This is a genomic window from Limimaricola variabilis, assembly GCF_034371605.1.
Classification (GTDB): Bacteria; Pseudomonadota; Alphaproteobacteria; order Rhodobacterales; family Rhodobacteraceae; genus Limimaricola; species Limimaricola variabilis.
Map to the genome: position 1 here is coordinate 33,714 of NZ_CP139694.1, position 11,117 is coordinate 44,830.

Sequence of the window (11,117 nt, forward strand, 5' to 3'; positions counted from 1 at the left end):
ACTATTTGGCGATCGGTGTCGCGTAGGCATTGACCTTGCTGGTGGCGAGGCCGGCGCCGACCAGCGCCTCGATCATCCGCGTGGCGACGGTGACGCCGTCGATCACCGGGATGCCGGTTTCCTCGCTGAGCGAACGGGCGAGATCCGACATCCCGGCGCAGCCCAGAACCACCGCCTCGCAGCGGTCCTCCTCGACCGCGCGCAGGATCTCGTCACGGATCCGGGCTCGGGCGTTCGATCCGGCCTCCTCCAGCGCCAGCACCGGGATCTCGGCGGAGCGGACGCGGCGGCACTGGTGCGACAGGCCGTAGCCATGCACCAGCCGCTCGATCACCGGCACCGAGCGCGGCAGCGTGGTCACGACGCTGAAGGAGGTGGCGATCATGCTCGCCGCCTTCACCGCCGCCTCGCAGATGCCGAGCACCGGGCCGGAAGCCACCTCGCGGCAGGCGCCGATGCCGGGATCGTCGAAGCAGGCGACGACGACCCCGTCGATGCCGCGCGCTTCATACGCACGGATCTCCGCCAGCAGGCCGGGCACCGACATCGCCTCGTCGTGATGCCCCTCGATGCTGGCGGGCCCGCCCTTGGCGGTGGCGCCGTGGATCGTGACCCCGGCGCCCGCCACGGCGCGGGCCGAGGTCAGGATCTTGTCGGTCATCGACGCGGTGGAGTTGGGATTTACGACCAGAATCTGCATGGGGCACCTATTGTTTTCAAAGATTGTTAACAATAGATGTTATCCAGTCAACAAAATCTTGCGGCCGAAGCCGCGCCAAGGCGCCTCGCGCTTGTTTGCAAAAGGCAAAAACTTTAGATCCGGCGGATGAACAGCGCACCCGAAGACCAGATCGTCACCTCCGTGCTCGACGCCATCGCCGAGCAGCGGCTGCCCGCGGGGACCAAGCTCGGCGAGCAGGCGCTGAGCGATCTGTTCGGCTGCAACCGCGCCAATGTCCGGCGCGCCTTTGCCGCGCTGGCGGCGCAGGCGGTGGTCGAGCTGCGCCCCAACCGCGGCGCCTTCGTCGCCACGCCCTCGCCCGAGGAGGCACGCGACGTGTTCCAGGCGCGGCGCACGATCGAGGACACCGTCGCCCGCCATGCCAGCGGCAAGGCCACGCCCGAGGACATCGCCTTCCTGCGTCGCGCGATCCGCGAGGAGCGCGAAGCCCGCGAACAGCATGACAAGCCGCGCGAGCTGCGGCTGTCGCGGCAGTTCCACATGCGGCTCGCCGAGATCGCGGGCAACAAGGTGCTGGAGCGGTTCCTGTCCGAGCTGACGATGCGCTCGACCCTGATCCTCGGGCTCTACGGCACCAAGGGGCGGGTGCTGTGCGGCGACGAGGAGCATGGCGAGATCGTCGACGCGCTGGAGGCGGGGGATACCGACCGGCTGCGCGGGCTGATGGACCGGCACCTGCGCCATCTCGAGGGCGGGCTGCAGTTCGACAGCCCCCCTCCGAGCCATCTCAGCCTGCGCGAGCAGCTGCTGACCGGCCAGTCCTGACGACGGGCAGTCGCTCAGCCGCGATGGCGGCTCGAGAGCGGCGTTCTCAGGCAGCGACCATCGACCCTCGCGGGTCGTGCCCCGTCAGGTGACGTCGCCGTAATCGCTCATCGGCGGGCAGGTGCAGCTCAGGTTGCGGTCGCCCCAGGCGTTGTCGACCCGGTTCACCGGGGGCCAGTACTTGTCGACCCGGAAGGCGCCGGGCGGGAAGCAGCCGGTCTCGCGCGAATAGGGCCGGTCCCAGTCGCGGACCAGATCCTCCATCGTGTGCGGCGCGTTCTTGAGCGGGTTGTTGGCCCGGTCGGCGCGCCCGGCCTCGATCTCGGCGATCTCGGCGCGGATCGCCAGCATCGCGTCGCAGAAGCGGTCGAGCTCGGCCTTGGTCTCGGACTCGGTCGGCTCGATCATCAGCGTGCCGGCCACCGGCCAGCTCATGGTCGGGGCGTGAAAGCCGCAATCGACCAGCCGCTTGGCGATGTCGTCGACGGTGACGTCGGCGCTCTTGGCGAAGGGGCGGGTGTCGATGATGCATTCATGCGCGACCCGGCCCGAGGGGCCCTTGTAGAGCACCTCGAACGCGCCTTGGAGCCGCCGGGCGATGTAGTTGGCGTTGAGGATCGCGACCCGGGTGGCCTGGGTCAGCCCGGCGCCGCCCATCATCAGGCAGTAGGCCCATGAGATCGGCAGCAGGGAGGGCGAGCCGAAGGGCGCCGCCGAGACCGCACCCTCGCCGCCGACCGGATCGCCGGGCAGGTGGTCGACGAGGTGGCGCTTGACGCCGATCGGCCCCATGCCCGGGCCGCCGCCGCCATGCGGGATGCAGAAGGTCTTGTGCAGGTTGAGATGGCTGACATCGCCGCCCAGATCGCCGGGCCGCGACAGGCCGACCATGGCGTTCATGTTGGCGCCGTCGATATAGACCTGTCCGCCATGCTCGTGGGTGATCCGGCAGACCTCGGTCACGGTCTCCTCGAACACGCCATGGGTCGAGGGGTAGGTGATCATGCAGGCGGCGAGCCTGTCGGCATGCTGTTCGGACTTGGCGCGGAAGTCGTCGAGATCGATGTCGCCATTCGCGGCCGTCTTGACCGGCACCACCTGCCAGCCGACCATCTGCGCGGTGGCCGGGTTGGTGCCATGCGCCGACATCGGGATCAGGCAGATGTCGCGGTGCCCCTGGCCTTGCGCGCGATGATACCCGGCAATCGTCAACAGCCCGGCATATTCGCCCTGCGCGCCGGAATTGGGCTGCATCGAGATCGCGTCATAGCCGGTCACGTCGCACAGCTTGGCCGAGAGATCCTCGATCATCTCCATGTAGCCCGCCGCCTGGTCGCGGGGGGCGTAGGGGTGCATCAGCGCGAACTCGTCCCACGTCACAGGCATCATCTCCGCCGCGGAGTTGAGCTTCATGGTGCAGGAGCCGAGCGGAATCATCGCCCGGTCGAGGGCGAGGTCGCGATCCGACAGGCGCCGCATGTAGCGCATCATCTCTGTCTCGGCCCGGTTCATGTGAAAGACCGGGTGGGTGAGGTAGTCGGACTGGCGCAACAGCGCCTCGGGCAGCCTGTAGCGCGGCGTGAAATCCGTGTCCTCGCGCTCGATGCCGAAGGCGCGCCAGACCGCCTCGATGGTGGCCGGGCGGGTCCGCTCGTCGAGCGCGATGCCGATCCGGGAGCTGCCGACCCGGCGCAGGTTGATGCCCTCGTCCACCGCGGATTTGAGCACGGCCGATTGCAGCGCGCCGACTTCGACGGTGATCGTATCGAAGAAGCTTTCGGGCTCCACCTCGAAGCCCGCCTCGCGCAGCCCCTCGGCGAGGCGCACCGTCTTGCGGTGGATCCGCTGGGCGATCGCCTTGAGGCCCTGTGGCCCGTGAAAGACCGCGTAGAAGCCCGCCATCACCGCCAAGAGCGCCTGCGCCGTGCAGACGTTGGAGGTCGCCTTCTCGCGGCGGATATGCTGCTCGCGGGTCTGCAACGCCAGCCGGTAGGCGCGGTTGCCATGGCTGTCGATCGAGACGCCGACGATGCGGCCCGGCATGGCCCGGGTATAGGCCTGCCGGGTCGCCATGTAGGCGGCGTGCGGGCCGCCGTAACCCACCGGCACGCCGAAGCGCTGGGTGCTGCCCACCGCGATGTCGGCGCCCATCGCGCCCGGCTCCTTGAGCAGGGTCAGCGCCAGCGGATCGGCGGCGACGATGCCGATGGCCGCATGGGCGTGCAGCCGCTCCATCTGGGGCGTGACGTCGCGCAGCCGGCCATGGGTGCCGGGATACTGGAAGATCGCGCCGAACACCGCCTCGGGGTCGAGCGCCTCCGGGTCGCCCACGATGATCTCGATCCCCAGCGGGGCGGCCCGCGTCTTCATCACGGCGATGTTCTGCGGGTGGCAGTTCTCGTCGACGAAGAAGCCGCGCGCCTTCGACTTCGCGACCCGCTGCGCCATGGTCATCGCCTCAGCGCAGGCGGTCGCCTCGTCGAGCAGCGAGGCGTTCGCGATCTCGAGCCCGGTCAGGTCCGACACCATGGTCTGGAAGTTCAGCAGCGCCTCCAGCCGGCCTTGGCTGATCTCGGGCTGGTAGGGCGTGTAGGCGGTGTACCAAGCCGGGTTTTCGAGGATGTTGCGCTGGATCGCCGGCGGGGTGACCGTGCCATGATAGCCCTGACCGATCAGCGAGGTGAGCACCCTGTTCTTGCCCGCGGTGACCTTCATGCGGTGCAAAAGCTCGCTCTCCGAGAGCGGCTTGCCGAAATCGAGCGGCTCGGCCTGCCGGATCTTGGCGGGCAGCGTGTCGTCGATCAGCGCCTCGAGGCTCTCGGCCCCGACGATCTCCAGCATCTGCGCCATCTCCGCCGGAGAGGGGCCGATATGGCGCCGGTTGGCGAAGTCGTAGGGGAGGTAATCGGTCGGGGTGAAGGTCATCGCGGGCTCCCGGGGCTCAGCCGATCAGGGCGGTATAGGCGGCTTCGTCCATGCAATCGTCCATCTGGGACGGGTCGGAAGGCCGGATCTTGAAGAACCACCCCGCGCCGGTCGCGTCCTGATTGGCGAGGGCCGGGTTCGCGGCGAGTTCCTCGTTGACCTCCACGATCTCGCCGTCGATCGGCGCCATGATCTCTGAGGCCGCCTTGACGCTCTCGATCACCACGATCTCGTCGCCCTTGGACACCGTGGCGCCGACCTCGGGCAGTTCGACGAAGACGATGTCGCCGAGCTGGGTGGTGGCGTGCTGGGTGATGCCCACGGTGACGATGTCGCCCTCGGGGCGCAGCCATTCGTGCTCTTGGGTGTATTTCATCGAAGTCTCCCTTTGGGTCAGCGTTTGAAATTCGCGGGGGTGAAGGGCAGGGCGGACACCGTGAGCGGCAGGCGTTTGCCGCGCAGTTCGCCATGGACGGTGGTGCCCGGCGAGGCCAGTTCGACGGGCAGGTAGCCCATCGCCACCGGGCCGCCGACGGTCGGGCCGAAGCCGCCCGAGGTGATCCGGCCCACCGGCGTGTCCGCCTCGGCCTCGGCGAAGAGCATCACCCCCTCGCGCATCGGCGCGCGGCCCTCGGGGCGCAGGCCGACGCGTTTGCGGGCCACGCCCTCGGCGAGTTGCGACAGGATGATCTTTGCCCCGGGAAAGCCGCCCTCGCGCGCGCCACCCGGCCGCCGCAGCTTCTGGATCGACCAGCCGAGATCGGCTTCGACCGGGGTCGTCTCCTCGTCGATGTCGTGGCCATGAAGGCATAGCCCGGCCTCGAGCCGCAGGCTGTCACGTGCGCCCAGCCCGATCGGCGCCACCTCGTCATGCGCCAGCAGCTTTCGCGCCAGCTCTTCCGACCGGTCCGCCGGAACAGAGAGCTCGAAGCCGTCCTCGCCGGTATAGCCCGAGCGCGACACCCAAGCCTCGATCCCGTCGATCCGCAGCGACGCCACATCCATGAACCGTATCCCGGCGACCTCGGGCGCGAGGGGCGCCAGCACCTTTTCGGCCGCGGGTCCCTGAAGGGCGAGCAGCGCGCGGTCGGTGATCTCGGTGATCTCGACGCCGTTCGTCCGCGCGCGCAAATGCGCGAGATCGTCGGCCTTGCGCGCGGCGTTGACGACGAGGAACAGGTGATCGCCCCGGTTGGCCAGCATCAGGTCGTCGAGAATGCCGCCCTCATCGGAGGTGAGCAGGCCGTAACGCTGCCGGTTCTCCTTCAGCCCGAGGATATCCGCCGGGATCAGCGCCTCGAGCGCCCGCGCCGCCTTGGCATAGCCGTCGCCCCGGATCACGACCTGGCCCATGTGGCTCACATCGAACAGGCCGGCATGGGCGCGCGTGTGCTGGTGTTCCTGCATCACGCCCATCGGGTATTGCACCGGCAACTCGTAGCCGGCGAAGGAGACCATCTTCGCCCCCAGTTCGAGGTGCAGCGCGTGCAGCGGCGTGCGTCGCGGATCGGGCATGTCGGTGTCCTCTTTCAGCCAGTTGGCCGCAATCGGGAAATCTCGCCGGAACACCCTAGCGCGGATTCCGGAATTTTTGCAGATCTTGCGTGGGTTACGCTCCATGGGCGGAAACAGGCCGAACCCGGTCGTCACCCCTGCCTGCGAGGAGCGACGCCAGGCCCGCCGGATCCGGGACATGCGCGCAGCGCCGGGTGGCGCCGGTCAGCTCTGCTTGCGCTCGATCTCGATCGAGGTGCCCCAGGGATCGGTAGCGATCCGCGCCGCCTCCGTCTCGCTGCGCAGCACCACCGCGTCGAGGCCGGTGCTGCCGGGCTGGCGGGGTCCCGCACCATGGCTGTTCCAGGTGTTGGTGGCGAGGTGGTGGTGATAGCCGCCCGAGCCGTAGAACGACGCCTTCGGGATGCGGTAGGTCACCTCGAAGCCGAGGTTCTCGGCGTAGAAGGCCTCGGCCGTCGATACGTCGCCGACCTGCAGGTGAACATGGCCGATCACCGTCCCCTCGGGCGCGTCCTGCCACGGACCGTCGGCGGCGGCGAGCAGGTCGGGGCCGTCCAGCGGCTCCGTGGTCATGGTGATCCCGCGCGCGTCGCGGTGCCAGGCCGACCGTGGCCGGTCGGCATAGACCTCGATGCCGTTGCCCTCGGGATCGGCAAGGTAGATCGCCTCGCTGACGATATGGTCGGAGGCGCCCTGAAGCTGCAGGCCGGTATCGGCCGCATGCCGCAGCCAGCTTCCCAGCGCGGCGCGCGATGGCAACAGGAAGGCGGTGTGGAAGAGACCCGCGGCGCAGGGATCGCGGGGCCGCGCGGCGGCGTCGCGGCGCAGCTCCAGCAGGGGCTTGCCATCGACGCCGAGCGTCGCGCTCTCGCGGTCCACGGCCAGCTCGGACAGGCCGAGCGCGGCGGTGTAGAACCCCCGCATGCGGTCCAGATCGCGGGTAACGAGCCGCACGCGGTCGATTTCGGTGGGGGCGTCGCTGGTGGCCATGTCGGGCTCCTCCGTAAGTGCTTGGGCGCGGGTGATCGGCGACCCGGCATGTGGGCGGGCTAGCGCCTCGGTCCCAAGCTGGGCCAATTCCCATCGATGTATTAGGGGGCCGGGCAGAAGATGATTGCTTCCAAATCGGAAGCTATCCCGGCCAGCCCTCGTCCCATGCGGGTTCGTCCCTGAAGGCCTCGGCGAGGAAGTCGATCAGCGCGCGCGACTTGGCTGCGAGGTGGCGGGAGGGCGGGTAGATGGCGTGCAGGGCCAACGGCTCGGCCTCGAACCCGGTCAGGATCGGGACCAGCTCCCCCGCCCGGATCATCGGGCCGGTCACGAAGCTCGGCCCGAAGCAGATGCCGAGCCCGGCACGCGCGGCGATGGCGCAGGCCTCGGCATTGGCGAAGCTCAGCCTTCCGGTCACCTTGGTGGGGCGGGGCGCGCCGTCGGGGGCGCGCAGCGGCCATGTGCCGGGCTGGGCCAGATTGCCGTCGAGGATGCAGTCGTGACCTGCGAGATCCTCGGGCCGTGTGGGATGGCCGCGCTGCGCGAGATAGGCCGGCGCCGCGCAGGTCACCAGCCGGATCGGGCAAAGCCGCTTGGCGATCAGCGCGCTGTCACGCGGCTGGCCGATCCGCAGCGCCATGTCGAAGCCGTCCTCGACCAGATGGGCGAGCCGGTCCGAGAAGGCGACGTCGAGCGCCACGCCGGGATGGCGCGCGGCGAAATCGCCAAGCATCGGCGCGAGCACCGCCGTGCCGAAGCTGAGCGGGACGGTGAGCCGCAGCAGGCCGCGCGGCTCGTGGCTGGTGCGGCGCATGTCGGCATCCAGCGCGTCGAACGCCTCGAGCAGCGGGCGCAGCCGCTCGTGATAGGCCCTTCCGGCTTCGGTCAGGGACAGCGCCCGCGTCGATCGCTGCAGCAGTTGCGCGCCGAGCTCGGCCTCGAGCCGGGCGACCAGCTTGGAAGCCTGGCCCGAGCTGGTGCCGAGCCTTTGCGCCGCGGCCGAGAAGCTTCCCTGTTCGACCACGGCGGCGAACATCCTGTCACAGCTTAGCCGGTCCATGCCCGCTCCCTCCGTCATGCCGGGGCAGGCTAGGCCGCGGCGGAGCGGGTATCCAGCCGAGGGGAGTGCGACCAAGCCGATGTGATGCCCGGTGCCGCCGTTCCGGGCGGATGTCGTGCAGTCAGGCTTGGTCGAAGTCACCATGCGGCCGGTCGCGACTTCGATCCCAGGCGATCGGGACTGGCAGACGAGACCAGCGAATGTCTGGTCCTCCCCGCGGTCGCGGGGAGAACCTGTCGTTCACTCGGCCGCGCGGTTCGACACGCGCGCCCCGGCGGTGTCGAGCTGGGCATATGCATCATGCGTCTCGGTGCCCATGTTGTGTTCGGCCTCGGCATCGCTGCGGAAGCGCTGGCGGTGACGGTGCACCATCAGGTCGTCCCAGCGCAGCGCCCGCACCAGCCCCAAGGCCACCAGCCCGAGTACCACCGCGAAGGGAAAGCCCGCGATCACCGCCGCTGCCTGCAGCGCGCCCAAGCCCCCGGCAAGCAGCAACACCGAGGCCACGGCGCCCTCCGAGATGGCCCAGAAGATGCGCTGCACCTTGGGCGGGTTCGGGTCGCCGCCGGCGGTCAGCATGTCGATCACGAAGCTGGCGGAGTCGGACGACGTCACGAACCACAGCACGATCAGGATCGTCGCGAAGAGCGAGGTCACGCCCGAGAAGGGGAAGTAGTCGAGCAGCACGAACATCGTGTTGGCGTAGTTCTCGCGCGTTGCCTCGACGAGTGCCGGATCGCCCGAGAGCGAAATCGAGATCGCGGTGCCGCCGAAGGCGGTGAACCAGAAGAACATGATCGAGCAGGGCAGCAGCATCACCCCGAACATGAACTCGCGCACCGTGCGGCCACGGCTGATGCGCGCCACGAAGACGCCGACGAAGGGCGCCCAACTCACCCACCAGGCCCAGTAGAAGATGGTCCAGCTTTCCTGCCAGTTGGCGTTCTCGTTGCCGCCCTGCCAGCCCTCGTTCCAGGTGCCGAGCTGGATGAAGCGGCTGAGATAGTAGCCGTAATTGTCGACGAAGCTGTCGAGGATGAACAGCGTCGGCCCGACGATCACCATGAAGGCGAGGAAGATCAGCGTCAGGATGATGTTGATGTTGGACAGCCGCTTGATGCCGCCATCGAGGCCCGCGACGACCGAGAGCGTGGCCATGCCGGTGATCGCGGCGATGATCGCGATCTGCACCGCGACGTTGTTGGGCACGCCGAACAGCTCTTCGAGACCGGCATTGACCTGCGTGGCGCCCAGCCCCAGTGAGGTGACGATGCCGAACATCGTGCCGAACACCGCAACGATGTCGACGAGATCGCCCCAGCGGCCGTAGATCCGGTCGCCGATCAGGGGATAGAGCGCCGAGCGGATCGCCAGCGGCAGCCCCTTGCGGAAGTGGAAATAGGCCAGCGCCAGCGCCACCACCGCGTAGATCGCCCAGGCGTGGAAGCCCCAATGCATGAAGCTGATCGCCATCGCCTCCTGCGCCGCGCGCACGGTCTCGGGCTCGGCCCCCGGCGGGGCGAAGTAGTGATACATCGGCTCGGCCACGCCCCAGTAGATCAGGCCGATGCCGATGCCCGCCGAGAACAGCATCGCCGTCCACGAGAACAGCGAGTATTCCGGGCTTTCGTCCATCCGGCCGAGCCGTATGTCGCCGAAGGGTCCGACGGCCATGAAGACGACGAAGACCAGCAGCAGGTTGATGAGGATGATCATCGCCCAGCCGAAATAACCGGCGAGCCATCCCTGGACGCCGGTGAAAACGGTGTTGGCGAGATCGTCGAAGATCGCGCCGAACAGGATGAAGGCGACGATCAGGGCCGCCGAGACGATGAAGACCGGCCGATTGACCTTTGGAAAGATCCAGAACCGCTCCTGCGGTCGCATGCCTGGCATGGCATTTCCCCCTTTGACATGCGGGCCGGACGGGGTCCTGCGCCGCGGTTTGGGCGCTCAACGCCCGGCGGGGAGTTGCCGTTCACATTTTTTTGGAGGAACCGGACGTGCCGTTGCGGCGCCGCGAACGGGGTGCCCGGCTATTCGGGCGCGGAGAAATGGGTCTCGCGCGCTTCGAGCGTGTAGCCCGATTCCGCGATCATGATCGCCATGAACACGACCGCGGCCAGTGGCGGCAGCAGGATCGCGTAGACCAGCGCCAGCCGCTCCCAGGCCATGTGCATGAAGACCGCGATGATCAGCCCGGCCTTGAGCGCCATGAAGAGCAGGATCAGGCCCCAGCGCAGCAGCCCCTGAAGCTGCGCGTAATCGACCATGTAGGAGGCCAGCGACAGCACGAACAGAAGGCCCCAGCAGACCAGATAGAGCCGGATCGGATGCGCCTGCCCCTCATGCGCGGTGGCGGGGGCGGTCTGTCGTGCGGAAGCTTGGGTCATGTCGGCCTCACCACAGGTAGAAGAATGCGAAGATGAACACCCAGACGAGATCGACGAAGTGCCAGTAGAGGCCCATGATCTCGACCGCCTCGTAGTCGCCCTTTTCGCGGCACAGCCAGGTGCGACGACCGCTGTCGAACTCGCCCTTGCGGACCTTGTTCGCGACGATCAGCAGGAACAGCACGCCGAAGCTGACATGGGTGCCGTGAAAGCCGGTGATCATGAAGAAGGCCGCGCCGAACTGCTCGGCGCCGAACGGGTTGCCCCAGGGGCGCACGCCCTCGTAGATCAGCTTGGACCATTCGAAGGCCTGCATGCCGACGAACAGCGCCCCGAGCGCCGCGGTGGCGTACATCAGCGCTGCGGTCCTCCTGCGGTCGCGCGCATAGGCGCAGTTCACCGCCATCGCCATCGTGCCCGAGGACGAGATCAGCACGAAGGTCATGATCGCGATCAGCGCCAGCGGCAGGTCGGCGCCGCCGACATGCAGCGAGAAGACCTCGCTGGCATTGGGCCATTCCGCCTCGGTCGAGCTGCGGGCCGACATGTAGGAGATCAGGAAGATCGCGAAGACGAAGGTGTCGCTGAGCAGGAAGATCCACATCATCGCCTTGCCCCAGGACGCGCTCTTGAAGGCGCGCTGGTCGGAGGCCCAGTCGGCGGCGAGCCCCTCGAGCCCGTCGGGGCGGGGGCGGTGTCGGTGTCCGGAAGCGGTGGCGTCGGTCAT

Annotated in this window: 10 protein-coding genes; 1 reads left to right on the forward strand and 9 read right to left on the reverse strand. The window is 68.3% G+C overall.

What is annotated here, in order from left to right:
• Position 1: 1 nt before the first annotated feature.
• On the reverse strand, positions 2-700 hold the full coding sequence (locus T8T21_RS18655; protein ID WP_322338119.1) for an aspartate/glutamate racemase family protein: 699 nt from the start codon (positions 698-700) through the stop codon (positions 2-4).
• A gap of 126 nt (positions 701-826) precedes the next feature.
• On the opposite strand from T8T21_RS18655, the gene T8T21_RS18660 reads away from it, so the two are divergent.
• Positions 827-1,507: a GntR family transcriptional regulator gene (locus T8T21_RS18660; protein WP_183471491.1), complete on the forward strand. Its 681-nt coding sequence runs from the start codon at positions 827-829 to the stop codon at positions 1,505-1,507.
• Positions 1,508-1,591: 84 nt separating this feature from the next.
• On the opposite strand, the gene gcvP is transcribed toward T8T21_RS18660, so the two are convergent.
• The 8 genes from gcvP to T8T21_RS18700 form a co-directional block, all read right to left on the reverse strand.
• Positions 1,592-4,432 carry an aminomethyl-transferring glycine dehydrogenase gene (gcvP, locus tag T8T21_RS18665; RefSeq protein WP_322338120.1) on the reverse strand — a complete coding sequence of 947 codons (2,841 nt, stop codon included), beginning with the start codon at positions 4,430-4,432 and terminating at the stop codon, positions 1,592-1,594.
• Positions 4,433-4,448: 16 nt separating this feature from the next.
• Positions 4,449-4,808, reverse strand: coding sequence for a glycine cleavage system protein GcvH (gcvH, locus tag T8T21_RS18670; protein WP_183471495.1), 360 nt, complete (start codon positions 4,806-4,808; stop codon positions 4,449-4,451).
• 17 nt (positions 4,809-4,825) lie between these two features.
• Positions 4,826-5,947, reverse strand: a complete 1,122-nt coding sequence (gene gcvT / locus T8T21_RS18675) for a glycine cleavage system aminomethyltransferase GcvT (protein ID WP_322338121.1) — start codon at positions 5,945-5,947, stop codon at positions 4,826-4,828.
• A 204-nt stretch (positions 5,948-6,151) separates the two neighbouring features.
• Positions 6,152-6,937, reverse strand: coding sequence for a VOC family protein (locus T8T21_RS18680; protein ID WP_322338122.1), 786 nt, complete (start codon positions 6,935-6,937; stop codon positions 6,152-6,154).
• Positions 6,938-7,079: 142 nt separating this feature from the next.
• Entirely contained in the window at positions 7,080-7,997 is a 918-nt protein-coding gene (locus tag T8T21_RS18685; RefSeq protein ID WP_322338123.1) for a LysR family transcriptional regulator, read from the reverse strand.
• Positions 7,998-8,237: 240 nt separating this feature from the next.
• Positions 8,238-9,893, reverse strand: coding sequence for a BCCT family transporter (locus T8T21_RS18690; RefSeq protein ID WP_322338124.1), 1,656 nt, complete (start codon positions 9,891-9,893; stop codon positions 8,238-8,240).
• Positions 9,894-10,033: 140 nt separating this feature from the next.
• Entirely contained in the window at positions 10,034-10,390 is a 357-nt protein-coding gene (locus T8T21_RS18695) for a cytochrome C oxidase subunit IV family protein (protein ID WP_322338125.1), read from the reverse strand.
• Positions 10,391-10,397: 7 nt separating this feature from the next.
• Positions 10,398-11,117 (reverse strand): heme-copper oxidase subunit III family protein, encoded by a 720-nt coding sequence (locus tag T8T21_RS18700; protein WP_322338126.1) that lies wholly within the window; start codon positions 11,115-11,117, stop codon positions 10,398-10,400.

What these genes read in the sequence shown, in the direction of transcription:
- T8T21_RS18695 (WP_322338125.1), bottom strand. Translation starts at nt 10,390, where the DNA reads ATGACCCAAGCTTCCGCACGACAGACCGCCCCCGCCACCGCGCATGAG.
- T8T21_RS18700 (WP_322338126.1), bottom strand. Translation starts at nt 11,117, where the DNA reads ATGACCGACGCCACCGCTTCCGGACACCGACACCGCCCCCGCCCCGAC.
- gcvH (WP_183471495.1), bottom strand. Translation starts at nt 4,808, where the DNA reads ATGAAATACACCCAAGAGCACGAATGGCTGCGCCCCGAGGGCGACATC.
- T8T21_RS18685 (WP_322338123.1), bottom strand. Translation starts at nt 7,997, where the DNA reads ATGGACCGGCTAAGCTGTGACAGGATGTTCGCCGCCGTGGTCGAACAG.
- T8T21_RS18680 (WP_322338122.1), bottom strand. Translation starts at nt 6,937, where the DNA reads ATGGCCACCAGCGACGCCCCCACCGAAATCGACCGCGTGCGGCTCGTT.
- gcvT (WP_322338121.1), bottom strand. Translation starts at nt 5,947, where the DNA reads ATGCCCGATCCGCGACGCACGCCGCTGCACGCGCTGCACCTCGAACTG.
- T8T21_RS18690 (WP_322338124.1), bottom strand. Translation starts at nt 9,893, where the DNA reads ATGCCAGGCATGCGACCGCAGGAGCGGTTCTGGATCTTTCCAAAGGTC.
- T8T21_RS18660 (WP_183471491.1), top strand. Translation starts at nt 827, where the DNA reads ATGAACAGCGCACCCGAAGACCAGATCGTCACCTCCGTGCTCGACGCC.
- gcvP (WP_322338120.1), bottom strand. Translation starts at nt 4,432, where the DNA reads ATGACCTTCACCCCGACCGATTACCTCCCCTACGACTTCGCCAACCGG.
- T8T21_RS18655 (WP_322338119.1), bottom strand. Translation starts at nt 700, where the DNA reads ATGCAGATTCTGGTCGTAAATCCCAACTCCACCGCGTCGATGACCGAC.